24 protein-coding genes and 1 tRNA gene are annotated in these 25,224 nt (G+C 45.8%); 10 read left to right on the forward strand and 15 right to left on the reverse strand.

Translation table 11 applies throughout. The annotated features are described in order from the left end of the window. The first annotated feature begins 42 nt into the window (after nucleotides 1-42). Entirely contained in the window at nucleotides 43-522 is a 480-nt protein-coding gene (locus SKC37_RS08355; RefSeq protein ID WP_377981044.1) for a hypothetical protein, read from the forward strand. Nucleotides 523-814: 292 nt separating this feature from the next. Here SKC37_RS08355 and SKC37_RS08360 read toward each other — a convergent pair. The 7 genes from SKC37_RS08360 to SKC37_RS08390 all read right to left on the reverse strand — a co-directional run bounded on the left by SKC37_RS08360 (nucleotide 815) and on the right by SKC37_RS08390 (nucleotide 6,232). Then, a tRNA-Phe gene (locus tag SKC37_RS08360) sits at nucleotides 815-887 on the reverse strand. A gap of 99 nt (nucleotides 888-986) precedes the next feature. Then, the gene (cysM, locus tag SKC37_RS08365) at nucleotides 987-1,862 is read right to left on the reverse strand and encodes a cysteine synthase CysM (RefSeq protein WP_377981045.1); all 876 of its coding nucleotides are present in this window, start codon (nucleotides 1,860-1,862) and stop codon (nucleotides 987-989) included. Nucleotide 1,863: 1 nt separating this feature from the next. Next, nucleotides 1,864-2,667, reverse strand: a complete 804-nt coding sequence (locus SKC37_RS08370; protein WP_377981046.1) for a serine O-acetyltransferase — start codon at nucleotides 2,665-2,667, stop codon at nucleotides 1,864-1,866. Beyond that, nucleotides 2,657-3,676 carry a tRNA 2-selenouridine(34) synthase MnmH gene (gene mnmH, locus SKC37_RS08375; protein WP_377981047.1) on the reverse strand — a complete coding sequence of 340 codons (1,020 nt, stop codon included), beginning with the start codon at nucleotides 3,674-3,676 and terminating at the stop codon, nucleotides 2,657-2,659. Before mnmH ends, SKC37_RS08370 begins: the two co-directional genes overlap by 11 nt. Further along, entirely contained in the window at nucleotides 3,676-5,148 is a 1,473-nt protein-coding gene (locus SKC37_RS08380) for a bacillithiol biosynthesis cysteine-adding enzyme BshC (protein WP_377981048.1), read from the reverse strand. Before SKC37_RS08380 ends, mnmH begins: the two co-directional genes overlap by 1 nt. Beyond that, nucleotides 5,148-5,618 (reverse strand): NADH-quinone oxidoreductase subunit A, encoded by a 471-nt coding sequence (locus SKC37_RS08385; protein WP_377981049.1) that lies wholly within the window; start codon nucleotides 5,616-5,618, stop codon nucleotides 5,148-5,150. Before SKC37_RS08385 ends, SKC37_RS08380 begins: the two co-directional genes overlap by 1 nt. Then, nucleotides 5,615-6,232 (reverse strand): DedA family protein, encoded by a 618-nt coding sequence (locus tag SKC37_RS08390; RefSeq protein ID WP_377981050.1) that lies wholly within the window; start codon nucleotides 6,230-6,232, stop codon nucleotides 5,615-5,617. Before SKC37_RS08390 ends, SKC37_RS08385 begins: the two co-directional genes overlap by 4 nt. Before the next feature lie 82 nt (nucleotides 6,233-6,314). Between SKC37_RS08390 and SKC37_RS08395 the strand changes: the two genes are divergently transcribed. Genes SKC37_RS08395 through SKC37_RS08405 form a run of 3 tightly spaced genes read left to right on the forward strand, consistent with a single transcriptional unit; the run spans nucleotide 6,315 to nucleotide 12,273 of the window. Continuing rightward, nucleotides 6,315-6,698, forward strand: a complete 384-nt coding sequence (locus SKC37_RS08395) for a hypothetical protein (protein ID WP_377981051.1) — start codon at nucleotides 6,315-6,317, stop codon at nucleotides 6,696-6,698. A gap of 57 nt (nucleotides 6,699-6,755) precedes the next feature. Then, the gene (locus SKC37_RS08400; protein WP_377981052.1) at nucleotides 6,756-11,162 is read left to right on the forward strand and encodes a CusA/CzcA family heavy metal efflux RND transporter; all 4,407 of its coding nucleotides are present in this window, start codon (nucleotides 6,756-6,758) and stop codon (nucleotides 11,160-11,162) included. Further along, a complete protein-coding gene (locus tag SKC37_RS08405; protein WP_377981053.1) occupies nucleotides 11,155-12,273 on the forward strand; it encodes an efflux RND transporter periplasmic adaptor subunit in 1,119 nt (372 codons plus the stop codon). The genes SKC37_RS08400 and SKC37_RS08405 overlap by 8 nt, the downstream gene beginning before the upstream one ends. Here SKC37_RS08405 and ispE read toward each other — a convergent pair. The 4 genes from ispE to SKC37_RS08425 are packed head-to-tail and all read right to left on the reverse strand — an operon-like array spanning nucleotide 12,270 to nucleotide 15,783. Continuing rightward, entirely contained in the window at nucleotides 12,270-13,079 is an 810-nt protein-coding gene (ispE, locus tag SKC37_RS08410) for a 4-(cytidine 5'-diphospho)-2-C-methyl-D-erythritol kinase (RefSeq protein ID WP_377981054.1), read from the reverse strand. The two genes, SKC37_RS08405 and ispE, sit on opposite strands and share 4 nt — an antisense overlap. Nucleotide 13,080: 1 nt before the next feature. After that, nucleotides 13,081-14,073 carry a VWA domain-containing protein gene (locus SKC37_RS08415; RefSeq protein WP_377981055.1) on the reverse strand — a complete coding sequence of 331 codons (993 nt, stop codon included), beginning with the start codon at nucleotides 14,071-14,073 and terminating at the stop codon, nucleotides 13,081-13,083. Beyond that, nucleotides 14,063-14,917 carry a DUF3108 domain-containing protein gene (locus SKC37_RS08420; RefSeq protein WP_377981056.1) on the reverse strand — a complete coding sequence of 285 codons (855 nt, stop codon included), beginning with the start codon at nucleotides 14,915-14,917 and terminating at the stop codon, nucleotides 14,063-14,065. The genes SKC37_RS08415 and SKC37_RS08420 overlap by 11 nt, the downstream gene beginning before the upstream one ends. After that, nucleotides 14,917-15,783 (reverse strand): DUF58 domain-containing protein, encoded by an 867-nt coding sequence (locus SKC37_RS08425; protein ID WP_377981057.1) that lies wholly within the window; start codon nucleotides 15,781-15,783, stop codon nucleotides 14,917-14,919. Before SKC37_RS08425 ends, SKC37_RS08420 begins: the two co-directional genes overlap by 1 nt. Before the next feature lie 84 nt (nucleotides 15,784-15,867). On the opposite strand from SKC37_RS08425, the gene SKC37_RS08430 reads away from it, so the two are divergent. From SKC37_RS08430 to SKC37_RS08455, 6 genes are read left to right on the forward strand one after another with little or no spacing between them, the layout of a single operon-like run. Next, the gene (locus SKC37_RS08430) at nucleotides 15,868-16,239 is read left to right on the forward strand and encodes a DUF4296 domain-containing protein (protein ID WP_377981058.1); all 372 of its coding nucleotides are present in this window, start codon (nucleotides 15,868-15,870) and stop codon (nucleotides 16,237-16,239) included. 41 nt (nucleotides 16,240-16,280) lie between these two features. Then, a complete protein-coding gene (locus SKC37_RS08435; RefSeq protein WP_377981059.1) occupies nucleotides 16,281-17,099 on the forward strand; it encodes a glycerophosphodiester phosphodiesterase family protein in 819 nt (272 codons plus the stop codon). A gap of 2 nt (nucleotides 17,100-17,101) precedes the next feature. Further along, nucleotides 17,102-18,616, forward strand: a complete 1,515-nt coding sequence (locus tag SKC37_RS08440; protein ID WP_377981060.1) for a GH3 auxin-responsive promoter family protein — start codon at nucleotides 17,102-17,104, stop codon at nucleotides 18,614-18,616. Between the two features lie 12 nt (nucleotides 18,617-18,628). Then, the gene (locus SKC37_RS08445; RefSeq protein ID WP_377981061.1) at nucleotides 18,629-19,081 is read left to right on the forward strand and encodes a GatB/YqeY domain-containing protein; all 453 of its coding nucleotides are present in this window, start codon (nucleotides 18,629-18,631) and stop codon (nucleotides 19,079-19,081) included. 2 nt (nucleotides 19,082-19,083) lie between these two features. Next, nucleotides 19,084-20,139, forward strand: a complete 1,056-nt coding sequence (gene rlmN / locus SKC37_RS08450) for a dual-specificity RNA methyltransferase RlmN (protein ID WP_377981062.1) — start codon at nucleotides 19,084-19,086, stop codon at nucleotides 20,137-20,139. Between the two features lie 4 nt (nucleotides 20,140-20,143). Next, complete coding sequence (locus SKC37_RS08455) at nucleotides 20,144-20,716, forward strand: precorrin-2 dehydrogenase/sirohydrochlorin ferrochelatase family protein (protein ID WP_377981063.1); 573 nt, start codon at nucleotides 20,144-20,146, stop codon at nucleotides 20,714-20,716. On the opposite strand, the gene SKC37_RS08460 is transcribed toward SKC37_RS08455, so the two are convergent. From SKC37_RS08460 to uxaC, 4 genes are read right to left on the reverse strand one after another with little or no spacing between them, the layout of a single operon-like run. Then, nucleotides 20,713-22,008 carry an MFS transporter gene (locus SKC37_RS08460; RefSeq protein WP_377981064.1) on the reverse strand — a complete coding sequence of 432 codons (1,296 nt, stop codon included), beginning with the start codon at nucleotides 22,006-22,008 and terminating at the stop codon, nucleotides 20,713-20,715. The two genes, SKC37_RS08455 and SKC37_RS08460, sit on opposite strands and share 4 nt — an antisense overlap. 21 nt (nucleotides 22,009-22,029) lie before the next feature. Next, nucleotides 22,030-22,692 (reverse strand): bifunctional 4-hydroxy-2-oxoglutarate aldolase/2-dehydro-3-deoxy-phosphogluconate aldolase, encoded by a 663-nt coding sequence (locus SKC37_RS08465; protein WP_377981065.1) that lies wholly within the window; start codon nucleotides 22,690-22,692, stop codon nucleotides 22,030-22,032. Nucleotides 22,693-22,694: 2 nt separating this feature from the next. After that, entirely contained in the window at nucleotides 22,695-23,705 is a 1,011-nt protein-coding gene (locus tag SKC37_RS08470) for a PfkB family carbohydrate kinase (protein WP_377981066.1), read from the reverse strand. Next, nucleotides 23,705-25,111: a glucuronate isomerase gene (gene uxaC, locus SKC37_RS08475; RefSeq protein ID WP_377981067.1), complete on the reverse strand. Its 1,407-nt coding sequence runs from the start codon at nucleotides 25,109-25,111 to the stop codon at nucleotides 23,705-23,707. The genes SKC37_RS08470 and uxaC overlap by 1 nt, the downstream gene beginning before the upstream one ends. Between the last annotated feature and the right edge of the window lie 113 nt (nucleotides 25,112-25,224).

Here is a 25,224-nt window from a genome sequence, read left to right on the forward strand (position 1 = left end):
AAAGATCACAAAATACTAAGTTAAATAATCAAACGACATTGTATGTCTTTAATAGTAGAAAACCTAATACCTCGATTAAAGAAATTTGCACAAAAGACTGAATTAAAGGAGGCTTTAGTAGATAAAGTTTGGGTAATTTATGGCGATAATGATTTAATAGAATACGAGTTTGACCGCTTTGGGGGAGTTTCAGTAACCAAAAACGGAAATTACTCGAAAGGGGCTTGGAAAATTGCAGGCTCTGGTAGACTAATAATTGATGCGGATTTTTCTTATAAAATATTGGAGTATGATTTTTGCATTAAAGGCATCCTAGTTTTGAAATTTTCAGGTATTGAGAATAAGCCTTTATTATTATTGGACCCAAGGCATATTGAAAATGGAAATGTTATGCTTTATTTACAAACACTTGAAAAAAGTGAAAAAGAAGACAGAGGAGATGGTGATATTGTTGTTTTTTGGATAGGTTTTTTGATTGTAATTTTAATATGCCTAAGTATTGCCTTTGGCAAAGATTCCTAATGAAATGCTATATTAAAGTAATTGAGTGACTTTTTAGATTATTCCCCAAAAGATAAAAAATGGGGCAAATGATCACACCCCTTCATTTTATCGTATAAAGAATTTCCCACTCAGATTGAGTCATTAAGTGGGTTGGTATCCCTAATATCAGCCCCATATCTTGGATTATAGAGGCGTTTAATTAACTTTTTCTTAAGCTATTGTTCAACAGGCAAACGCGCTTTAAAGACACTAAAACGCTGTTTAAAACAAAAGACCCTAACATCGCTGTTAGGGTCTTTATTCATTGAAGTGGTAGATCCCGGACTCGAACCGGGGACACACGGATTTTCAATCCGATGCTCTACCAACTGAGCTAATCCACCTCAATTCCCCGCGTTAATCGGGAGTGCAAAAATAAGTATAATTTTATTTAATCCCAATCTTGGCTTAAAAAAAACAAAGAAATCTCGCGAAGCGGGGATTTATTCGCCGAAAAGTCCGCTGGATAAATAGCGATCTCCACGGTCGCAAATGATGCAGACGATCACACCTTCCTCTAACTCAGTCGCTAAGCGGAGGCTGGCCAAAACGCCGCCACCACTGCTCATTCCACCGAAGACGCCTTCGACTTTAGCGAGCGCACGTGTCATCGCAGTCGCATCTGCTTCCGAAATGTCCATCACGCGGTCTACGCGGGAGGGATCATAGATTTTAGGGCGGTATTCGATAGGCCAGCGGCGGATGCCAGGGATTTTCGAGCCGTCTGTGGGCTGGCAGCCTACGATTTGGATGGCTGGATTTTGTTCCTTTAAGTACATCGATGTGCCCATAATGGTGCCCGTGGTGCCCATGGAACTAACGAAGTGAGTAACGGTGCCTTTCGTGTCGCGGTAGATTTCGGGTCCTGTCGTTTTGTAATGAGCTAAATAATTATCTGGATTCTCGAATTGATTCAGCAGGAAGAATTCGCCTCTCGCAGCCTTTTCCACGGCGTAATCTCGGGCGGATTCGATGGTTTCTGTCAAGGTCACTGTAGCGCCAAAAGCCTCCATCGTCAACACGCGTTCGCGCGTAGAATTCGCCGGCATCGCTAATTCAATTTCGATGTCATATAAACGGGCAATCATCGCTAGCGAGATTCCCGTGTTACCAGAGGTCGCTTCGATGAGCTTCATCCCTGCTTTCAATTCCCCGCGCTGGATGGCGCCTTCGATCATATTTTTCGCGGCACGGTCTTTGACAGATCCGCCTGGATTGTTCCCCTCTAATTTCCCAAAAATCTTGACGTTCGGGTTCGGGTTCAAGCGCGATAATTCGACTAAGGGCGTATTTCCGATTAAATCTAATAGCTGGCTCATATTAATCTTGGATAACTTTGACGTTTTCTTGGTGGTAAATCTTCGTGTTAGGGGCAATGCTGCGCGTTAACCATACGTTTCCGCCTATAATTGAGTCTTTTCCTACAATTGTTTCCCCACCTAAAATGGTGGCTCCAGAGTAGATAACCACGCCGTCTTCGATAGTCGGGTGGCGCTTTGTGGAGGCCATCGATTTATCGACAGAAAGGGCTCCTAAGGTGACGCCTTGGTAGATTTTGACGCGCTCTCCTATGACGGTGGTTTCCCCAATCACGATTCCAGTGCCGTGGTCCATAAAGAAATAGCGACCGATGCTGGCGCCGGGGTGGATGTCGATACCGGTTTTGGAATGCGCATATTCTGTTAGAATGCGCGGAATCAACGGCACTTTCTCCTGGTGCAATCCATGCGCTAAGCGGTAAAAGGCCAAAGCGTAAAAGCCTGGATAGGTACGGATCACTTCGTAGGAAGTGGTCGCCGCCGGATCGCCTGCCACCATCGCTTCCACATCCGTTTGCAAGAGGTCGTAGATGGCTGGAATTTGGTCTAAAAAGCGCTGCGCAATGACCGCAGGATCTTCCGAAAGCTGTTCTTTCATCGAATACAACAGACTTTCTAGTCCATTTTCGATGCTTTCCCACACGGCCTTCAATTCATCTCTTGTATTAAAATGCCTACGCGTTTGCTCCGGAAAAAGTGTCAAAACGATTTTTGTGAACAACTTCTTGATGTCAGACGTCGCCGGGAAAGGGGGCGTCTGCTGGTGTTGTGCTACTATTTTATCTAAAAAGTCCTTAGGAAGCATGGCTTAAAAGTAATTCGGTTTGTTCGATCGGGTCCAGCGTGCGGACTTCGATGCGGGTGATTTGGGATTCGTCGCGTAATTCAAGGCCATACATATAGGCCTTGTCGTAGTAATGCAGGGTGATTTCCGCGACTAAACTGAAATCCCCGGCTTCTAACGCTTCCATTGCGATGGCGTAGCGGTCCAGGCCTAAGCGTTTCTTTATTTTGCCCAAAGCCTTTTCTAAATCCTCCTTCGGATAAGACGCATATACGTTCACTAAGTGCGGCAAACGGTACACCGGTTCGATGTCTAAAAACACCACAGGGGCCGCACGAAGTTGATTATACAGCGGTGCGCCCATAAATACCTGACCAATGTGGCGACTTTCATCCTCCACCCAGATCTTACGGCTATAATCAAAACCGCACAAAACGCGGTGAACTTCATTCTCAAAATGCTCACTCGTGGGCTGCACCGCTAGGCCTAAATGCCCAAAAGCCGACCCACGATGGTGCGCAATCCCTTCTAAATCCAATACCTGATGTCCTCTTTTCACTAATTCGTGCAAGATTTCAGTTTTCCCTGATCCCGTCTTCCCACCCAAAACACGGAACGGAATGGGTTGATCAAAAATGGCCAATACCTCATTGCGATAGGCCTTATAGCCTCCCACGAGGATCTTTACCTTGATTCCGGCCGTCTCAAAAAGCCAAGCCATACTGCCACTTCGCATTCCCCCGCGCCAGCAATGGACGAGAACGGTGTTGTCGACGGCTAGTTTTTTGGCCTTTTTCACCCATTTCGCCAGTTGTGGACCCACAAATTCTAAGCCTAATTCGATCGCTTGATCTTTGCCTTTTTGCTTATAGCAAGTCCCCACCGCCGCGCGTTGGGCATCGTCAAAAATAGGAAAGGAAATGGCTCCAGGAATCCGTGCCCGCGTATATTCGCCAGGCGATCGTACATCGAGCACCGGGTATGTTTTTGCGGCTTCGAGGAAGTCTGACGGACTCAGTTTTTCGGGCATTATAGGGTTATTTCGTAGAATTCGAAGTGTAATGGATCGAATGTCTGTAGTAAATCGTGTATAAAATCAGGGTGGTCGCTTGCGAATTCGAGGAAGTTCGTGTGGCGCTCCTGCCATTCTCCCGTAGGGAATAATGCTTCTTTTAGTGCCAAAACCTGTCTCACCTCATCCCCCTGATTACGTTCTTCTGCGCGTTTTAATTTCTTCGCTAATCGCTCTAAGCCTTTCAACCAGCGTGCCTGCTCTGCGAGAACGCTTGCTTCTAAGGTTGGATCGATGGCTTTCGCGCGTGCAGCTAACTCTGCTAAAATAGGCTGTAAGGCTTGCGTTTCACCGGCTGTATCCAGTTGATGCGTCGTGCGTCCCGCCACAAAATCCCTTCTCAAGGCCAGCTTATTTTTAAACAAATCCGCTAAGCTCAAACCGAGTTTCTCCGCTTTCTCCGCCTGCTTCTGCGTCTTCACGATCGCAAAATTACGCGGTAATAAAATAGGGTATGGAACCTGGTGTAAATCGAAAATACCTTTCAATTGCAACCAATACGCCACCTCCGCCGGGCCACCGATGTAGGCTAGGTTAGGCAAAATCACTTCTTGGTACAAGGGTCGTAAGATCACATTCGGGCTGGCTTGGGTGATATCCACCGAATCCCCCGTTTCCAAACGTACGCGATCATTTTCTGTTAATTCAAATAGGTTCACCGGACGCGCCGAAACCTGTGTCTTGTAGCCTAAGGCCTCTAATTTCTCAGTCGTCGCCCGCACGATAGGTTCGTGCACCTGTTGTTTCAAATCCGCCTCCATGATAGGAGCAAAAATCGACTTCAATCGCGCATCATCTGCATCGAGACAAACGAGTCCCTCAGCTCCGAAAAGCACGTGCATATAAATCCGAACTGCTTCAGAAAGGGTTTTACCCTCCGAATAAGCTTTGTCGAAAATCTCGTTTCTAAATGGAATCTTGGGGAAATCGCTCAGGTTAAAACGACCGACAGCGCCTTTTTGGGAAGTATTCCACTCGTATTTCGACCCGAAAGCAAAGAAGTGATTAATCTCCTCAAAATCGTGGTCCTCCGTCGCCATCCAATACACCGGCACAAAACGTTGAGCGGGATAAGCTTTTTGAAGCGCATGCGCCAGATTAATGGTCGAAACTAACTTATAAATCACATAAAGGGGACCCGTATAAATATTTAACTGATGTCCCGTGGTTACCGTAAAGGTATTCTCATCGCGAAGATCTATCGCCGGCATTTCAGCGCCTATTGCGGCATATTGCTCGCTTAAAACGGTCTGTAACACAGCGCGAGAAGTCGCGGGGAATGTGCTTTTAGAAGCAATTTGGTCTTTGAAATTTTCCAGACGTGGACCATTGTTGTAAAACGCTTTCAACGCCGGCTTCTCCGCTAAATAATCCGTTAGCAGTGTAGAGAAAGCGTTCAGCGAAGCAAAGGAATGCGTTTTATGATCCATTATTTAGAGGAAGAATGTTTTGTCCTGATGTTATCGTAAACGCTATCTGGGATAGGAATGTTCAATTTCTCGGCGGCTGTTTCTGGTTTTTCCCAGTTCAAATACCCTTTTACCCAAGCAAACGCCAAGCCCAAGGCTAGGATTCCTACGAATAATAAAATCTCGATGACCGCATACATCGGGAATTCTGGTGCCGCCGTGGAGAGTTCTTTATTCTTCAATAAAGTGGCCGTGGGGAATAAAAAAACCAATTCGATTTCGAAGAGAACGAAGAGTAGGGCAATCACGTAGAAGCGGGGATTGAAGCGGATATTTGCGTTTCCTACCGGTGCTTCGCCGGATTCGTAGGTGGAGTTTTTCTCTACATTCGGGCGATTTGGACGGATGAAGCGGGCGAGGGTTAAGATCAAGCCTAGGAATAGAATTCCTGCGCCTAAAAATGCCGCCACATAGCCAAATTGCTCGATCATTTTCTCAATTTCAGATATCCCTTAACTACCGTAAATGTGGTAATAGTAAAGAAGAATAAGATGATGTATTGTACGTAGTCGATGATGCCAGGGAAACTTTGGCCTAAATAAAAACCACCCGTCACTAAAATTCCCACCCAAAGGGCGCCTCCTACCAGGTTTAAAACGGTAAACTTGTACCAAGACAGGTGGGTAATTCCCGCCAAAATAGGCGTAAAGGTCCGGACAATAGGTAAAAAGCGACTAATAATCAGTGCCATAAAGCCGTATTTGTCAAAAAACTCCCGCGTTGATTCCAAGTGTTTTTTCTTATAAAACCAGCCGTCTGGCCTATTCATCAGAGATTTTCCGAAAAAACGTCCGATTAAATAACCCACCAGCGATCCGATAATGGCGGCTAAAAAAATACTCAACAAAAGGGAGCTTAAAGGCTCTTTTAATACGCCCGTACCCCCAAAAACACCCGTCAAAAACAATAAATAATCTCCTGGCAAGAAAAAGGCAAAAAACAGGCCATTTTCAGCGAAAACAATCAGGGTAATTACCAGTAATCCAGAGCGGATAATGGTTTCAGAATCAGTGAGCTGATGCCACAAAAGATTTATTTCATCCATGATTTAGGCCGTCATTTCATCTTAAATTAAAATGAAAACATAAATATGGGTGAAAAATTCGAATTTTTGTTACATTTGGGGAATGAAAAATGTCATTGCTTTCGTTCTTTTTGTCATCCTATTTGCCGGCGGCTTATTGCCTAAGGTGGGTATGGAACAGGCTATCAAGGCGAATGAATTAGTGAAGCATTTTCAAGATCACCAGAAGCAGGCTCCGGCAGGTTTCAGTTTTGCGGACTTTCTTTGGATGCATTATGCGGCTGATTCGAAGCACGCAAAAACGACCCAACACCCGAGTTTACCTAGTTTTGATTTTTCTGGTGCTTTAGGCTTCGTTTTACCCGCAGTCACCCTCTTTTTCATGACTGCTGTTGCGCTCATCATAGTGCGCCGCCGCTCAGAATTCTACGAAAATAACTACCATTTCTCGATGGAGCGCGTCCTAATCGCACCTCCCCGGTTTTAAAATTACGCCTGCAGCATACGGCGCGCGCCGTTCTAGTCAAAGCTTAATTTTAATATCATGATTAATTCCATTATCAGTTTCAGTATACGTAATAAATTAGTTGTAGGGCTTTTTGTCCTAGGCCTAATTTTTTGGGGAGGCTATTCGCTGAGCAAATTGCCCATCGATGCCCTGCCAGACATTACGTCGAACCAGGTGCAAGTGATTACGCAATCCCCGGCACTGGCGACCTCTGAGGTCGAAAAATTTATCACTTATCCGCTCGAGATTTCTTTGCGAACCATCCCCAATGTGAAAGATATTCGGTCCGTTTCACGGATGGGACTATCTATCATTACGGTCGTTTTCGAAGATGAAGTCGCCACCGAAGTGACGCGGCAACAAGTCGCAGAGAAACTAAAAGCAGCAGAACCCTACCTTTTACAAGGAGCAGGTGTTCCAGAAATGGCGCCTATCACGACGGGTTTAGGGGAATTTTTCCAATACACCTTAGAGGTGGATCCCGCTTTTAAGGATCAATATTCACTCGCGGATCTCCGGACTTACCAGGATTGGCTGATTAAACGCCAGCTTTTAGGGATCAAAGGTGTGGTGGAGGTTAGCTCTTTTGGAGGAAACCTAAAACAATACGAGGTCGCGATCAATCCGGAGCGTTTGCGCGCGATGAATGTGAGCGTGAACGAGGTGTTTAAGGCGATTCAAATCAATAATTCGAACTCTGGCGGTAGTTATTTAGAGAAAGGGACGGATGCGTATTTCATTCGTTCAGAGGGGATGTTGACTTCGTTAGAGGACATTGAAAATACGGTTGTCGCCCAAAGAGGGGAGGCCGGATTACCGATTTTGGTAAAAGATGTGGCCAAAGTAGGTTTCGGGAAAGCGGTCCGTTACGGGGCGATGACTCGAAACGGCGAGGGCGAGGCTGTGGGTGGCGTGATGTTGCTCTTAAAGGGAGCGAACGCAAACCAAGTCGTGCAGGACGTGAAAGTGCAGATGGAAATCATCGGTAAAACTCTGCCGCAAGGAATTAAGATTGTACCTTATTTAGATCGCAGTGTGTTGATCGGTCGTGCCATCAATACGGTGGAGAAGAACTTGATCGAGGGAGGTTTGATCGTCGTGTTTATCTTGGTTTTATTGCTGGGAAATCTGCGCGCCGGCTTGATCGTAGCCTCGGTGATTCCCCTCTGTTTATTGTTTGCCTTTGCGTTGATGCACATTTTCGGGGTGTCTGCGAACCTGATGAGTTTAGGAGCGATCGACTTTGGCCTCATTGTGGATGGCGCCGTCATCATTGTGGAGTCCATTATACATCGACTCCACAGTCATCGAAAGGGCGAGGAATTGAGCCAGCACGCGATGGACGAAGAAGTGGGTATTTCTGCCAAAGCGATTTTTGGCTCCGCGGCCTTTGGCGTCATCATCATCCTGATCGTTTACCTACCTATTATGGCTTTAGGTGGAATCGAAGGCAAGATGTTTAGACCGATGGCCCAAACGGTTAGTTTTGCTATTTTAGGTGCTTTGATTCTTTCGCTGACGTATGTGCCCATGATGTCTGCCTTGTTTTTAAGTAAGAAAATCAGTCACGAAATCACGATTGCAGATCGCATTATGGGATTCTTGTATGGTAAATATCAGCCCATAATAAATTGGGCTTTACAGCAACGCAAGTGGGTGGTGATCGGGGCTTTTGGTTTATTTAGCGCTAGTATTGCCCTCTTTATGACTTTAGGCGGCGAGTTTATTCCAGAGTTAAACGAGGGAGATTTTGCCGTAGAAACGCTATTGCCTACGAATGCTTCTTTGTCCCAAAGCATCAAAGTCAACACCGCCGCTCAAGCGATGTTACTGAAGAAATTCCCTACGGAGATCAAGCAAGTCGTTTCGCGTATAGGCGCTTCCGAAATTCCAACCGACCCGATGGGGATCAACTCCTGCGATTTAATCATCCAACTTAAGGATCCATCAGAATGGAAAAATGCGGAGACGATGGAGGAATTAGAAGCCAAAATGGATGCAGCATTAGACGTCTATCCAGAGGTTAATTTCGAGTTTACCCAACCGATTCAGATGCGTTTTAACGAACTGATTGCGGGTGTGAAGTCAGATATTGCGGTGAAGATTTTTGGGGAAGATCTTCAAGAATTGTTTGATCACGCGACCGAAGCGTCTCGTTACATCCGTCAAATCGACGGTGTAGGCGACATCAAAGTCCAACAAATCGATGGTATTCCACAATTAGTGGTGAAATACAACCGCGTGAAGATGGCACAATACGGTTTAAATGTGAACGAAGTGAATGCTGCCATCAAGATGACATTCGCGGGAGAAACGGCCGGAATCGTCATGGAGGGAGAGAAACGTTTTGACCTCGTGGTTAGAATGGATTCGGTACATCGCCAAGACATTCAAAACCTGCGCGAACTCTACATCGACTTGCCGTCCGGTTCGCAAATTCCCTTGCAAGAGGTGGCAGATGTGAGTTACGAAAACGCGCCTTTGGAAATCTCTCGCGATAATACGCACCGCCGGATCACCATCGGAATTAACGTGCGTGGTCGTGACGTGGAAAGCGTCGTGGCAGATATTCAGAAAGTCATGAAAGATAAAATTGTGTTGCCGGCGGGTTACTATGTGACCTATGGCGGAACATTTGAGAATTTACAGGCTGCGAAATCCCGTTTGGCGCTAGTAGTACCGATTGCCTTAGCGTTGATTTTTGTACTCTTGTTTTTTACGTTCCAAAGTTTCCTCGAGGCAGCTATCATCTACCTCGCGATTCCTTTATCAGCCATTGGAGGTGTGGTTGCCCTTTGGTTGCGTGGGATGCCGTTCTCGGTTTCAGCGGGTATCGGATTTATCGCACTTTTCGGGGTGGCTGTATTGAACGGAATCGTGTTGCTTTCTTTCTTTAAGCAATTAGCGGACGAGGGTTTAAGCGTGGAAGAACGATTGAAGAAAGGATTAGAATTGCGGTTCAGACCGGTGATCATGACCGCGGCTGTGGCCTCTTTAGGTTTCTTACCCATGGCGTTGAGTCACTCGCCGGGCGCGGAGGTACAGCGTCCATTAGCGACGGTGGTGATAGGTGGTTTGATTACGGCGACGTTCTTAACGCTGGTCGTTATCCCAGTCGTGTACTCAATCGTGATGGGTCGCAGAGAACAGAAGTTGAAGGCCAAAGGCCTAGGCATGATAGTTTTATTTATCTTGATGTCATTCTCAGGCATAGCCTCCGGACTAGTTTCCTCCGGACTTCGGACTTCGGACTCCGGACTAGCTTCCTCCGGACTTCGGACTTCGGACCTCGGACTAGTTCCCTCCGGACTTCGGACTCTTTCCCTTCGGACTTGCCTCTCCCTTGCCTCCCAACGCAACGCCCTCCTTGCCACAGGTTTGGCCGACGTAAAAACCGCGGAGGCTTTCATCCAATCCGGAAAGGAATTGCCTAAAGGAACGGTGGATGCGCAATATGGAAAGACGCAGACGTATTACAGTCAGGATTATACGGTGATGGCTTCCCAAAGTATCCCGTGGCCTACGCTCTTAAAGGCGCAGGTGAAGTCCTTGACTTCGGCGAAAGTGATGAGCGAAAAGCGCTTGAAGATCACGCAGAATTTAGTCGCCTCGAGTGTGAAATTCTATTATTACCAGATTTTGGCACAGCAGAAAAATGTACAATTTCTAGCTTCTCAGGATAGTTTGTACACGCAAATGAAGCGTGCGGCAACGATTAAATTTCAACAAGGCGAGACGAATCGCCTAGAATTGATGGCGGCGGAAACGCGTTTGCGGGAGTTTCAGCAGAAGCGTTTGTCCTTAGAAGCAGATCAAAAGACGGCCTATCAAAATTTGGCTTACTGGATTAATGAACCGGGTGAATTTGAGATAGAGGGAACGGAATCGCTGACCATGGAATCCGGTGTGGCCGGATTGGATTTGTCCAAAAACCCGAATATCGAATTGCTTGCAGAGCAGGTGGAGCACAGTAAATTACTCACAGCGGTAGAAAGAGAACGTTTGAAGCCGGATCTGAGAATCGGGGTGACGACGCAGAGTATTGAAAATGTAGGAGGCCAAAACTTTGTGCAGGCCGGCCTGGCGATTCCGATTTTTGGTAAAGGTCAAAAAGCGAAGATTGCCTCTGCGAAATTACAAGAGGAGGCTTTTGTCAGCCAAAAAATTCAAGCCGAATCCGCCTTGCAAACAGACTACAAGAATGCGGAGGCAGCGGTCGCGAAATACCGAGCGAGTTTGGCTTATTATACCGCCACTGCCTTGCCACAGGCTGCTTTATTAGAGAAAACCGCGCTGAAATCGTACCAGCAAGGGGAAATTGAATACGTCGAAATGTTGCAAAACACGCAGCAGGCTTGGCAGATTCGCGAAAGTTATATTTTGGAAGTCAACGCCTACAACCAGGCGATTATCACACGTCAAACACTCATTGGAAATGAATAAGATAGTTAAATTAGCAGCGTTATGCCTTGTATTCAGCTTGGCTGCTTGCTCGAAAAAAGAGGAGGCCACCACGGAAGCGCCGGTGACCGAAATTAAATTAACCGCAGAGCAGAAAACGAATGCGGGTATCGAATTGGGCGCTTTGGAAGAGCGCGAAATGTCCACGGAAATTAAATGCACCGGGGTAGTCGATGTGCCGCCGGTGTCTTTGGCATCCATCTCGATCCCGATTGCGGGTTACGTGAAAACGACGTATGAATTGCTTCCGGGCAAAAAAGTGTCAAAAGGCCAGGCTTTAGCCACCTTGACTTCGCTTGATTTCATCCAAATGCAACAAGAGTATTTGCAGGCCTTATCATCTCAGACTTTTATGAGTTCGGAGAAATCGCGTCAGCAAGTCTTGACGAACGAGGAAGTGGGGTCGAAGAAAAAATTGCAGCAGTCGGAGGCGGATTTGGGAAATGTAAATGCTCAGGTTAAGGCTTTAGGGTTGAAATTAGAGGTCTTAGGCTGTGACTTGAGATCGCTGGCGAAAGGGAACATTTCTTCTGTTCTTACTTTGCGCTCACCGATTGATGGGTATATCCAAGATCAATTTTTGGCCATCGGAAAATACGTAACACCGTCTGACGTCTTAATTAAGGTGGTAGGAATGGCTGATAAACATGTGGAATTGAAAGTGTTTGAAAAGGATTTGGCCAAATTAAAAATCGGTCAAACCATCGAATTCGAATCAGAGGGCCAAAAAGCCGTTGCCAAAATCTTCCTCATCGCCCCACAAGTGGATTTAACCACCCGGACAACTTCCGTACATGGACACTTTGAGAACAAAGTAGACGAGAAGAATTTCACGGTAGGGCAATTCGTGAGTGCGCGCATCGAAGTAGGCACGCAAAAAATCCCTAGTATACCACAAGCGGGTTTAGCGCGCGTAGGAAAAGGCGGATTCATCTACGTAGAAATGACAAATGGCGCACTAGCACAAGTGCCCGTGGAGATTATCAGTTCGACGCCGGATTACGCAGGTATTAAATTATTGAAAGAATTACCGGCGGGTAAAGTCGTTACAAAAGGGGCTTCAGCTTTAGAGGCGATCTTCGCGAAAGACTAATCTTTTTCTACCCAGCCGCTCCAAACAGTATAATCGGCCCATCCTGCAGGTGGGTCGATTTTTTTGTCAAAAATCCCAAAAATGGTAGACCCTGATCCGCTCATCGCTGCATAGCTAGCGCCCAAGGTATACATCTCCTCTTTCAAAGAACCCAAGACAGGATAGTGCGGGAAGATGCTCTTTTCGAAGTCATTCGAAATCATTTCTTTCCAATCTGTTTTCAGAATTGCTTTGCGCAAATCTACTGGCGCTTTCGCAGGTGTCACACCCGCATAGGCTTGGGCGGTGGAGATGCCTACCGCTGGATATAATAACACCAGGAACTTGCCTTTTAAACTCGCTTCGATCGGGCTAAGTTGATCCCCTTTACCTTTTCCAAAAGCTGCTTTATTCGACAAGAAAAACGCACAATCACTGCCTAATTTCGCTGCGTAAGGCTGTAAATCCTCGTTCGTTAAGGGCAATTGAAATAAGTCTCTCAAGCCCAATAAGGTAAACGCCGCATCTGATGATCCGCCCCCTAAACCAGCTCCCATGGGAATGATTTTATGCAGGTGAATGTGTACCGGCGGCATTTGATGGTCTTTGCGGAGCAATTCGTAGGCTCTGTAACACAAGTTATCTTCAATGGCGCCAGAAATTTCTAGGCCGGAAGAGCTGAAACTGAATTCGTCCGATGGCGTAATCTCTAATACATCCGTCCAAGGTACTGGAAAGAAACAGGTTTCCAAATCATGGAACCCATCCTTGCGCTTCTTTGTGATGTACAAGCCTATATTAATCTTCGCGTGCGGAAATAAAACCATATTAATCTTCTAATGAGTTGCCTATCCAGCTAAAACGTACCCAAAGTCCAATAAAGAAAAGGATGAGCGCAATTTCTGCAAATAGGTAAGAAAGGGAGATGTGTTCTTCCCAGGTAACCGTTTTGACCACAGAGGCCTCCATTTTATCAATTTCTTGGAAAATCTGTTGCAAAGCCTGACCATTTGTCGCCCGGAAAAATTTCCCTTTTGTGAGTGTAGCAATTTCGCGCAAGGTGCTTTCATCCACGGGGTCCACGCTCGGTTGAAGACTACCTACGGCAATCGTATAGACTTTGATATTAAAGTTCTTAGCTAATTCTGCGGAAGTAACGGGGTCGAGATTTCCGGCTGTATTATTCCCATCGGAAATCAGGATACTGATTTTTTTCGGGTTTTCGGAGTCGCGGATTTGGTTAATACACATCCCCAAAGCATCCCCTAAAGCTGTCCCCTCTTCCACAATTTGGTTGGTCTGGAATTGCTGTAACTGATGTAATAAAAAAGCCGAATCTGTCGTAATGGGGCTGGCTAAATAAGGCGCACCCGCAAAGGCGACTAAAGCGATGGGATCATGACTTCGCTGACGGATAAAGGCTTTTCCCATCGTTTTCGCGGTCTCTAAGCGACTGGGGCTAATGTCGCGCGTCTGCATGGAGGAAGATATGTCCAAAGCTAAGGCAATGTCGATTCCCTCGACTTGCTTCTTTTGGTGCTTGATGACCCGGTAGGGTCCCGCTGCTACTAAGATTAGTGAAGTGATGAAAAGAATCTGAATGGCCATGGGCAAATAACTCAGCAGCAACGAAATTCGATTCTGTTTCAACGGAATAGAAAGCGAAATTTCTAGGCGGGGCTGATTGCCACGTTGGCGTAAATACTTGATAAAATAGACGATGAAAGGCCAGATCAATCCATACAGAAACAAGCCATTTTCCCACTCGAATGTGAAAAAATCTTGTATTTGCTGCCAAGAATAGAGCGGATTAAACTTCATTGTTCTGGATCTTACCTTGTTCTACGTCATATAAATTGGATGCCAACGCATCTAAATACTGAACGGACTCTACCGTATTTTTCGAGAAATTACCCCCATAGATCGCGGAATCCATCTCATTTAAGACTTTCTCCATCGCCTCATCCGCTAAGTTATCGAGCATCTCTTTTGAGGTAAACGTGGTAAACGGCAATAAGGTTAATTCCTCCAGGTATTTCTTCCAAGCGGAAAAGGCCTTTTCTAAATTCGATAAACCGACCGGTGTTCCCGCCACTTGTCTCGCGTACCGTTGGAATGTGCGTCTAAATTCTCGGTGACGGCGCCACAATAAGTAGCGCTTAAATAGCTTAGTGATCGCTTTGCCAAAAATCCAGTAAATCAATCCTGCCAATATCAACAAACTGACGCCTAAGGCTACCACATTTTTCAAGTCCGTTTTAGGGCTTAAAGGCGGGATAGGTATGCTTTGGTATAAGGAATCTAAATCAATTTGTTCTGGATGAGGCAATAATCGCTTCAAATAAATGCTATCCACCACGGGATAAATCAGCGTACAATCAGGCTCTTGTTGTAGGTAGATGGGTATTTGTAGTTTTTGGACCGGCGCTAAATTAAATAGGCGCAGCGTGTAAACCGCAGAATCCATTGACCCCGCTGCTGTCGTTTTCGTCGCAAAAAACTCGCGTTTAACGGTCTCAAATGCCCCAAAATTCTGATTTGCCTTAGGAAAAAACACTTCTTGGTCTTTTGGGTGCCGAACATACAAGGAATAGTGGACAGGCTGCCCGATCACGGTAGAATCTTCCTGAAATTTTCCCTTAATAACGAATGGCGTCTGTTGCATTAGCGTCTAGCATTAAAGAGTTTGACTAATGCCGGCACGAAATCCTCGCCTGAACGTAATTCCACGTAATCTGCATGCCATTTCTTGCACCGTTCTTTCAAATCTACCCCCCGGTTTTTGACCTGTTGCTGCAGTAAATTTTTGAATGATTTCAAGGAAGTATTCACCCAGGTTGTCCGTTTTCTTTCAGGATCGTAGATGGGAATGATGCCCATGGAGGGCAATTGAATTTCTTGTTTATCCAGGGCATGCAAGACAACTAAGTCGTGCTTTAAAGCTGCTGCACGTAATAAATCTTCGTAGCCCTCGTCTATAAAATCAGACAACACAAACAACAAGCTTTTGCGTTTTAAAGTCTGCAAGGCAAAGGTTAATCCGGCTTTCAAATCCGTCGCCGTATTCTCAGGTTCTACTCTGAAAAGCTCAGAAATTACTTTGTATCCATGCTTTTTGCCCATGGCTGGGGGCATGTATTTTTCGTTTTTATCACTGAAACAGACGAAACCTAGGTGACTTGCCTCTTGAATAGCCGCAAAGGCCAAAACCCCAGCTACCTCTTTCAAGGTCTTGATTTTACTATTTCCTTGCCGTCCTACATTGCCTGAGGCACTGACATCAATCAAGAAGAAAACGGTTTGTTCTTTTTCCTCTTTGAAGAGCTTCACAAAGGTGCCGTGTCCCTTAGAAGAGGTGTTCCAGTCAATGTGCCGCACGTCGTCTCCATAATGGTATTGGCGTAGGTCACTAAACTCTAAGCCCGACCCTTTGAAGACGGAGGAGAAATTTCCATGCATTTGCGTGTTAATCGCTTTTCGAATGCGAATTTCCAGCTTTACTACATGGGTCAGGAAGGCTTTGATGTCCATATCCACGAGACTAAATTACCTATTTTTTACCCAATCTGAATGAAATGAGCTAAAAGCTTTCTAATTTACGGGTATATTTACAAGATGAAAAAGGGATTATTTTTGCTTTTCTTGGCCCTGACAGTATGTGTCGTGAACGCATGCACAGATGAATCGACACAAAATCGATTAGACCAGGAAGAGATGGCGCAGGTTTTGGCAGATATCCACATCGATGAAGCAATCATTCAAAATATGCACCTAGGTAATTCTGATACAGCCTTAGTTCTCTATCACGAGTTATCTAAACAGACGTTAAAAAATCGGGGCTTTGATTCCACCCAAGTCGCCAAAAGCTATGGATCATACGTAAAAGATCCGGCCGCTTTCGTCAAATTGTACACCCGAGTAAACGAAATTATTGAGGAGCGACAGAAAAATGCAGTGGCTAAAAAACCCGCCGCGGAAAAACCATGAGAAAGCTCCTTTGCTTATTATTGTGTATTAATCTAATTGCTATGGGTCAAAAGCCTGTGATTCAAGGACATCGAGGTTGCAGGGGTTTATATCCAGAAAATTCCTTACCCGCTTTTCAACACGCCTTAGAGATGGGGGTAACGGTACTCGAGATGGACGTTTGCCTTTCCGCAGACGGCCAGGTTTATGTTTCCCATGAGCCTTATATGAATCCTTTGTATGCGTCTTTTTCGGATGGCTCGCCCGTTTCAGAAACGTCCATTAATTTATACCAAAAACCCTACAGCGAAATTAAGTCTTTCGACGTAGGCTCTCGCGGGAACAAACTGTTTCCGGAGCAAGCGCGCGTCGCCACCTATAAACCCTTACTTTCAGAGGTCTTAGCCTTAGGTGAGGCCTATGCACGTAAATCAGGTCGCCCCGTTTACTATAATATTGAGATCAAATCTGAGCCCATTGAATACGGAAAATCACAACCGGCTACGGTAAAAGAGTTTGCGGATCGCGTGTGGGCCGTGATTTCTAATCATATTTCACCTGCTTCGTTGATTTTACAAAGTTTCGATTTTGCCGTACTGCAATACTGGAAAACGGCTATCCGTCAAGGGCGGATTTCCGCTTTAGTAGAGCAGGAGAGCCCAGAACAGATGCTCGCATCGCTCGGTTTTGTGCCGGAGATTTTTAGTTCTTCGTACCGGTTTTTAACGAAAGAGCAGATTGATTTTTGTCATGCACGCGGCATGCAAGTTATTCCTTGGACCATCAATACGACGGCAGAGATGCAGAAATTCAGCGATTGGCAGGTGGACGGCATCATTACCGACTATCCAAATCGTGCACCCCAATTCCTAAAACCCTAAACATGTCGTTGTTTAATGAGACTTTGTTGTGGTTTATGAAGCGGAGAATGCCGCGGATTGAGGCGATGTACGAACGGCCTTTGGAACTACAAGAACAAATGTTGCAGGGCTTATTGTCTCATGGCCGCTCGACCGAATGGGGTACTAAACACGGCTATGCCGACATAAGTAACTACGAGAAATTCAAACAGCAAGTTCCCATTTCCACCTATGAGGAAATTTTTCCGTACATCGATCGGATGATGCAAGGGGAGCAAAACATCTTGTGGGATACACCCATTAGCTGGTATTCGAAGTCTTCTGGTACCACGAATGCCCGTAGCAAATTCATTCCAGTCTCGAAAGAGTCGCTCGAGGAATGCCACATGATGGGCGGGAAAGATATGATCACCTTGCTGGCAGCGAACAAACCGGAAACGAAAGTTTTTGAGGGGAAAGGGCTGTCCATTGGAGGAAGTTTGACGGAGAATCCGGTGAATTCGAGTATGCTGATGGGCGATGTGTCGGCGGTGGTGATGAAGAATCTGCCTATTTGGGCACAAATCATACGGACGCCCTCGCTCGATGTGGCGCTGATGGGGGATTGGGATCAGAAGATCGAGAAGATGGCGATCGAGACGTCGAAGGAGAATGTGACGAGTATTTTGGGCGTTCCCACGTGGACGCTCGTGTTGATTGAGAAGATTTTGGAGATTACCGGGAAGAAGTCGATTCTGGAGGTGTGGGAGAATTTCGAATTTATGATTCACGGGGCGGTGGCTTTTGGGCCCTACCGGGAGTTGTTTAAGAACCAAATCTTCCCGTCGTCACAGGTCGGATTTTTAGAGATATACAACGCGTCTGAGGGGTTCTTTGGAATTCAGGATGATCTTTCCAAACCGGATGAGATGCTTCTGATGCTCGATTACGGCATCTTCTATGAGTTTATTCCCATGAACGATGAGGGGGAAGAGGCGAATACCATTGTTTCTTTAAGCCAGGTGGAAGTAGGCGTGAATTATGCGATGGTCATTTCGACGAACGCGGGTTTATGGCGCTACAAGATCGGGGATACCGTGAAGTTTACTTCCGTGAGTCCGTACCGGATTAAGATTTCGGGAAGGACAAAGCATTTCATCAATGCCTTTGGGGAAGAGTTGATTATCGAGAATGCGGAGACGGCCGTCGCGCGCGCTTGCGCCGCGACCCAGGCAGAGATCAAGGATTATACGGCGGCTCCAGCCTTTATGAACGAGGGCAAAAACGGTCACCACGAATGGGTGATCGAATTTTCAAAAGCCCCAAAAGATTTTCGTACCTTTGCACAGATTTTGGACCAAACGCTTCGCGAGCAAAACTCGGACTACGATGCGAAAAGGTCTTATGATTTAGTGCTTGGCCCTCCTTTGGTCCATATCGCCCCAGCCGGAACATTCCACAACTGGATGCGGGAACGAGGGAAATTAGGCGGCCAGCATAAAGTTCCGAGGTTAAGTAACCACCGGGAATTTTTAGAAGGAGTCAAGGCTCATTTTTAATCAAAACAAGCTATGTCGTTAAAATTAACTATCGAGAATGGTATCAAAGATGCCATGCGTGCGAAAGACGCAGACCGTTTACGGGCGCTCCGCGCGATCAAATCCATGATTCTTTTGGAAGAAACTTCGGGCTCTAGCGCTGACGGTTTAAGCGCTGACGCAGAGATGAAAATCTTAATGAAAGCAGCGAAACAACGCCGTGATTCATTAGAAGTCTATGTTTCTCAAAACCGCCCAGACTTAGCGGAAAAAGAGCAAGCGGAACTAGCTATCATCGAAGAATTCTTGCCTAAGCAATTGTCTGACGAAGAATTAACCGCTAAAATCACTGAAATCATCGCGGCCGTAGGCGCTACGAGTCCAGCGGATATGGGTAAAGTGATGGGTGCTGCTTCGAAGCAATTAGCTGGATTAGCAGACGGTAAAGCCATCTCAGCGAAAGTGAGTGAATTATTAAAGAAATAAGATTGGAAAAGAAGGTCGCGATACGGAATCTAAGTTTTGAACAGCTAAAGGCAGAGATGCTCGCAGCCGGAGAACCCGCATTCCGTGCTAAGCAAGTGTACGAGTGGATTTGGAAAAAGGCTGCACGCAGTTTCGATGCGATGGGAAATGTCCCTAAGACGACGCGCGAATGGCTTTCGGAGAAATTCTCTTTGCAAATCGTGACGACCGCGGAGGCGCAATACAGCTCAGACCGCACCATCAAATCCAGCTTTCAATTACACGACAACAACCTCGTAGAGGGAGTGTTAATTCCTACCCGCGAACGCGTGACGGCCTGCGTTTCCTCCCAAGTGGGATGTTCGCTTACCTGCAGCTTCTGTGCAACAGGCTACATGGACCGCAAGCGTAATTTAGAGTCATTCGAGATCTACGATCAGGTCGTGTTAATTCGCGATCAGGCACAGGAAAAATACGGTCAAGCGCTGACGAACATCGTTTACATGGGGATGGGCGAACCGCTGTTGAACTATGCGAATGTCTTAAAATCTATCGAACAGATCACCTCGCCAGAGGGTTTAGGGATGTCGCCACGCCGCATTACGGTGTCTACGGCAGGTATCGCAAAGATGATCCAAAAACTAGGCGACGATCAGGTCAAATTCAATCTGGCCCTTTCCTTGCACGCTGCGAATGATACAAAGCGGAATCAGATTATGCCCATCAACGAAAGCAATACCTTGGACGTCCTAAAGGCCGCGCTATTGTATTTCTTCGACAAGACAGGCAACGAAATCACGCTCGAATACATTGTCTTTAACAAGTTCAACGACACCCTAGAGGACGCTCGTGAATTATATGAGTTTGCCAAAGGCATCCCATGCAAAATCAACCTCATCGAATACAATCCGATCGCTCAATCTTCTTTCGTGAATGCGGAGGCAGATGCGATTGCTAAGTTCTCAGCGTACTTAGAGAGCAAACGAATGATTGTGAATATCCGCCGCTCCCGCGGACGCGATATTGATGCGGCTTGCGGCCAGCTTGCCGGCAAAAAAGCCCCCGTAGTCGATGCCTAACACGATGTTTCCCATCTTCTTGAAAATGGATCAAATCCAGACCTTGGTCGTGGGAGGAGGGAATGTAGCCTTAGAAAAAGCATCCGCGATATTACGCAATTCACCGGAGGCAAACTTGACCTTAGTGGCGCCCTTTTTTCGCCCGGAAACAATCGAATACTTACAGGATTTTCCGCAGGTGCGCATCTTAACGCGCGGATTTCAACCATCGGATTTAGAAGGGCTAGACTTAATCATCTGCGCCACCGATTCACCTGAATTGCACGCGGAAATCAAGGCCTTGGCCGCTGCCCAACATTTACTTTGCAACGTGGCGGATACGCCACCTTTGTGTGATTTTTATTTAGGATCCATCGTTCAAAAAGGGGATCTGAAGATTGCGATCTCGACGAATGGGAAATCCCCTACGTTAGCCAAAAGAATCAGAGCCTTTCTAGAAGACGTCATTCCTGACGATATCCAAACCTCCCTTGATCAATTAGAGGAAGGTCGTAAATCATTAAAGGGTGACTTTCAAGAAAAAATCACCCAATTAAATGAACTAACTAAGAATCTAATTTTTCGCAAGAAAGACTAATCGTCAATTTTCGCTGTTTCCAGTTTAGGAACTAGCATATAGATAATCGCCCAAGCGATTAAATAAGCAGGTCCACAGCATAGCAGGACATAGTTATATCCAATATTTATATCCCCTGATTTTTTGTAAGAATCTAAAAGTAAACCAACATAATACATAAAGATAATTCCACCTACAGAACCCGCCATTCCCCCGATGCCAATAACAGAACTAATTGCTTTCTTTGGGAACATATCCGTAGCAATGGAATAAATGTTTGCACTCCAAGCTTGGTGTGCAGCTGCAGCTAAGGAAATCAATCCTACCGCTTGCCAGATGTTATCACAATAGCTCGCTAACATGATAGGTACAACGGCTAATGCAAACCCCAACATGGATATTTTTCGGGCATTATAGAAAGCCCAACCTTTATTGATCAGCATCCCAGATAGCCATCCACCACCTATACTACCTAGTGTGGTAGCCGTGTATATAACAACTAAATCCCAGCTAGGCTTGCTTAAGTCCTTATGGAATCGACTACTAAAGTAAGAGGGTAATTGGGTTAGTAAAATCCACCAAATAGGATCCGTTAATAACTTACCGAATAAGAACGCATAGGTTTGTTTAAATTTAAATAATTTAGCCCATTTAACCGGCTCTTGATTATCCTCTTTCTCATCCATATCCGCATGGATATAGTCAAACTCTTCTTTCGATAGTTTTTTTTGTTTAGAGGGTACTTCGTAGTATAACCACCAAAAAATAAGCCAAATAAACCCAATTGCACCGGTCGCAATAAAGACCATTTGCCATCCAAATTGACTAAAAATCCAAGGTACTACGACTGGAGCGACCACTGCTCCAATATTCGCTCCTGAGTTAAAAATGCCGGTGGCTAAGGCTCTCTCGTTTTTTGGAAACCATTCTGCCGTCGTTTTAATGGCCGCAGGGAAGTTCCCTGATTCCCCTAAACCCAATAAAGCACGCATGAAGGCAAAACTCATAGTACCCGTAGCTAACGCATGCATCATTGCCGCGACACTCCAAGCGATGATGGAAATCGTATAGCCTAATTTAGTGCCAATGCGATCGATAATTCCGCCAAATCCTAATAGTCCAATCGCATAAGAGGCTTGAAATGCCATATGCACGTACATATAATTTGATTCCCCATTTTCTCCATTCCATCCAAATTCATTTGCTACTAAGGGCTTTAATAGACTGATTACTTGACGGTCTAAATAGTTAATGGTTGTCGCAAAAAAGAGTAATGAACTAATTCTCCAACGATAATTTCCTATTTTTTTCATAGTTAAGGTTGTTTTGCCTGATTAAAGGGCCTTATAAATTTGGATTAAATCATTAATGGTATGTGTTATCGATTGGTAATCCTGTTTTGCAATAAGGGAAGCCGGGAACAATTGAGAGCCCATGCCTACCGCTGCCGCACCTGCATCAAACCACGTTTTTAAACTTTCGCGGTTAGGTTCCACTCCGCCTGTTACCATAATTTTAGTCTTCGGCATAGGACCTTGAATCGCTTTCACGAAAGCAGGTCCTACCACATTTCCTGGGAATATTTTCACGTATTTTGCCCCTAAAATCTCCGCATTACGAATCTCCGTCAAGGTCATCGTGCCTGGCATCCAAGGGATATTGTGTTTCGCGCAAACCTCGCCTACGGAAGCCGTGGTAAAGGGTTGCAACATAAAGTCAGCGCCCATTTCGATGAATTCAGTCGCCTGTTTTGCATCGTAAATCGTTCCGATTCCGAGTACTAAATCCGGGCATTCTTTCTCACAGAAGTCGATTAGTTTCGCAAAGATGGCTGGAGCCGCTTCGCCGCGATTCGTGAATTCGAAAACGCGAATTCCGCCGTCGTAGCAGGCTTTCAAAACGTTTTGGGCGATCGTTTGATCTGCATTGAAAAATAAAGGAACGATAGGCGTTTCCGCTAATCGAGAATATACTATGTCTGCTGAATTTCTAGCCATGATTATCTTTTTAATCGTCCGGTTATATCACCACCCATGACGGTTTCAATTTCGTCTAGGTTGGATAAATTTATATCCCCTTCGATCGTGTGTTTTAAAGCGGAAGCCGCTACAGCAAAGGCCAAAGACTTCGCCTCATCACCATAAACCAAGTTTCCGTAAATATAACCGGCCATGAAAGCGTCCCCACCACCGATACGATCGACGATTTGGGAGATTTCTACTGTGTCGGATTTAATGACTTTAGAGCCATCAAAGGAGGTGGCAGATAAGGTATTTTGAGAAGCAGAAATCTGCCCTCTTTTGGTATTAATAATCTTCTTTAAGTTAGGAAAACGCTCCTTAATCTGAATACAGATGTCTTGCCAGCCACTTTTTGCGCGGCCATCCGGTACGATGTCTAAGATATCCTCTGCATCGCCTTTGCCACACACGATAATGTCGCATTGCGCGATTAAAGCGGGCATTACCTCTTTTACTGATTTTCCATATTGCCAAAGGTTCTTGCGGTAGTTCACATCCGCCGAAATCGTCAAACCTTGTGCTTTTGCCTCTTTCAAGGCTGCTGTTAATGCAATAGTTGCGGCTTCTGAAATGGCCGGCGTTATGCCTGTCCAGTGGAACCAACCTGCGCCGTTGAAAATTTCTTTCCAATTAAAGTCAGTTGGATTCAAGTTAGAGAAAGCAGAATCCGCACGGTCATACGTCACTTTGCTCGGGCGCATGGCTGCCCCAAACTCCACGAAATACAAGCCCAAGCGACCTTCTTTATACGCCGTATGCGACATATCCACGCCCACTTGGCGGTAATAGCCGGTGGCAGCTTTGCCTAATTCGTTGTTTGGGAAACAAGTCACGTGTTCCGCCGGGATTCCGATGTGAGCTAAACCGCCCGCCACGTTTGCCTCGCCGCCACCAAAGGTGATGTTCAATGACTGTGCTTGGGTAATGCGGCCATAGCCCGCAGGGCTTAAACGACCCATGATTTCCCCAAAAGTGATAACTTTCTTCATTACTCTTCGAAATTAAAAAATCCTGCCGCGTTGTTATACGAGATGTCTTGTACCAGCTTGCCTAACCAAGCAATATCCGCCGGTAATTCTCCATTTTCCACATCCGCGCCAAGTAAATTACACAAGATTCTTCTAAAATACTCATGTCTTGGGAACGAAAGGAAACTTCTGGAGTCCGTTAACATCCCCACGAAGTGGCTTAACATCCCCATATTGGATAAGGCGTTGATCTGCTTTTCCATGCCGTCTTTTTGGTCCAAAAACCACCAGCCCGAACCGAATTGCATCTTTCCTACAATCGTTCCATCTTGGAAATTACCCGTCATCGTCGCTAACAATTCATTATCGCGTGGATTCAAATTATACAAGATCGTCTTCGCTAATTGATTCGTCGAATCTAAGTGATTTAAGAATTTCGACAAAGGCCGCGCCTGCTCAAAATCCCCAATCGAATCAAAACCCGTATCAGGACCTAATGTCCCTAACAGACGGTCATTGTTATTGCGAATTGCCCCTAGGTGGAATTGTTGCGTCCAACCTTTGGCATGATCTAAATGCGCAAAATACACCAGCATTGCTGATTTAAACTGCACTTTCTCTTTCTGATTAATCGTTTTACCCGTCATTAATCGCTCAAAAATGTGCGCGATTTCCTGTTCGGTGTATTCGTCCGCATAAATCTGCTCCAATCCGTGATCACTTAAACGACAGCCTACGGAATGGAAGAAATCATGTCTCGCGGCAATCGCTTTCTTATAATCCACTAAGGTATGGATTTCGATCCCAGCCGCTGCTGCTACTGAATTCACATATTCTACGAACACAATTTCGTCATCCACGCCCATCGCCTTATCCGGACGGAAGGTAGGTAAGACTTTGATCGCAAATCCACTCGCCTTGATCTGTTGGTGGTAGGCCAAATTGTCGATCGGGTCATCCGTCGTACAAAGTGCTTTCACGTTCATCTTTAACAATAAGTTGCGCACAGAAAACGCTGGAGTGCGCAAAAGAGCATTGCACTGGTCGTAAATCCGCTTTCCGCTTTCCGCATTCAATAATTCCGTAATCCCGAAATAGCGCTGCAACTCCAAGTGCGTCCAGTGATATAATGGGTTGCGCATCGTATAGGGCACAGTCTCTGCCCATTTCAAGAACTTCTCCTCGTCAGACGCATTTCCTGTGATGTATTTTTCATCCACCCCGTGCGCACGCATCGCCCGCCATTTGTAGTGGTCGCCGGCTAACCAGATTTGGGAGATATTATCGAATTGCTTGTCCTCCGCGATCTGCTGAGGAATCAAGTGATTGTGATAATCAATAATGGGCATCTGCGCCGCATATTGATGGTACAAAGTTTGCGCCGTCTCGGACTGCAACAAGAAATCTTTATCTAAAAACGCTTTCATAGTATGTCGTTTAATCTATTCAGTGGGCAGTAGTCCTTGGGCAGTAGTCCTTGGACAGTCCGGAGGGAATGAGTCCGAAGGTGTTTAGTCCGGAGCTATCATTTACCATTCAC

Source organism: Aquirufa esocilacus (assembly GCF_042715595.1).
Classification (GTDB): domain Bacteria; phylum Bacteroidota; class Bacteroidia; order Cytophagales; family Spirosomataceae; genus Aquirufa; species Aquirufa esocilacus.

Coding starts and splice junctions, on each gene's coding strand:
- SKC37_RS08355 (WP_377981044.1), top strand. CDS start 43: ATGTCTTTAATAGTAGAAAACCTAATACCTCGATTAAAGAAATTTGCA.
- cysM (WP_377981045.1), bottom strand. CDS start 1,862: ATGAGCCAGCTATTAGATTTAATCGGAAATACGCCCTTAGTCGAATTA.
- SKC37_RS08370 (WP_377981046.1), bottom strand. CDS start 2,667: ATGCTTCCTAAGGACTTTTTAGATAAAATAGTAGCACAACACCAGCAG.
- mnmH (WP_377981047.1), bottom strand. CDS start 3,676: ATGCCCGAAAAACTGAGTCCGTCAGACTTCCTCGAAGCCGCAAAAACA.
- SKC37_RS08380 (WP_377981048.1), bottom strand. CDS start 5,148: ATGGATCATAAAACGCATTCCTTTGCTTCGCTGAACGCTTTCTCTACA.
- SKC37_RS08385 (WP_377981049.1), bottom strand. CDS start 5,618: ATGATCGAGCAATTTGGCTATGTGGCGGCATTTTTAGGCGCAGGAATT.
- SKC37_RS08390 (WP_377981050.1), bottom strand. CDS start 6,232: ATGGATGAAATAAATCTTTTGTGGCATCAGCTCACTGATTCTGAAACC.
- SKC37_RS08395 (WP_377981051.1), top strand. CDS start 6,315: ATGAAAAATGTCATTGCTTTCGTTCTTTTTGTCATCCTATTTGCCGGC.
- SKC37_RS08400 (WP_377981052.1), top strand. CDS start 6,756: ATGATTAATTCCATTATCAGTTTCAGTATACGTAATAAATTAGTTGTA.
- SKC37_RS08405 (WP_377981053.1), top strand. CDS start 11,155: ATGAATAAGATAGTTAAATTAGCAGCGTTATGCCTTGTATTCAGCTTG.
- ispE (WP_377981054.1), bottom strand. CDS start 13,079: ATGGTTTTATTTCCGCACGCGAAGATTAATATAGGCTTGTACATCACA.
- SKC37_RS08415 (WP_377981055.1), bottom strand. CDS start 14,073: ATGAAGTTTAATCCGCTCTATTCTTGGCAGCAAATACAAGATTTTTTC.
- SKC37_RS08420 (WP_377981056.1), bottom strand. CDS start 14,917: ATGCAACAGACGCCATTCGTTATTAAGGGAAAATTTCAGGAAGATTCT.
- SKC37_RS08425 (WP_377981057.1), bottom strand. CDS start 15,783: ATGGACATCAAAGCCTTCCTGACCCATGTAGTAAAGCTGGAAATTCGC.
- SKC37_RS08430 (WP_377981058.1), top strand. CDS start 15,868: ATGAAAAAGGGATTATTTTTGCTTTTCTTGGCCCTGACAGTATGTGTC.
- SKC37_RS08435 (WP_377981059.1), top strand. CDS start 16,281: ATGGGTCAAAAGCCTGTGATTCAAGGACATCGAGGTTGCAGGGGTTTA.
- SKC37_RS08440 (WP_377981060.1), top strand. CDS start 17,102: ATGTCGTTGTTTAATGAGACTTTGTTGTGGTTTATGAAGCGGAGAATG.
- SKC37_RS08445 (WP_377981061.1), top strand. CDS start 18,629: ATGTCGTTAAAATTAACTATCGAGAATGGTATCAAAGATGCCATGCGT.
- SKC37_RS08455 (WP_377981063.1), top strand. CDS start 20,144: ATGTTTCCCATCTTCTTGAAAATGGATCAAATCCAGACCTTGGTCGTG.
- SKC37_RS08460 (WP_377981064.1), bottom strand. CDS start 22,008: ATGAAAAAAATAGGAAATTATCGTTGGAGAATTAGTTCATTACTCTTT.
- SKC37_RS08465 (WP_377981065.1), bottom strand. CDS start 22,692: ATGGCTAGAAATTCAGCAGACATAGTATATTCTCGATTAGCGGAAACG.
- SKC37_RS08470 (WP_377981066.1), bottom strand. CDS start 23,705: ATGAAGAAAGTTATCACTTTTGGGGAAATCATGGGTCGTTTAAGCCCT.
- uxaC (WP_377981067.1), bottom strand. CDS start 25,111: ATGAAAGCGTTTTTAGATAAAGATTTCTTGTTGCAGTCCGAGACGGCG.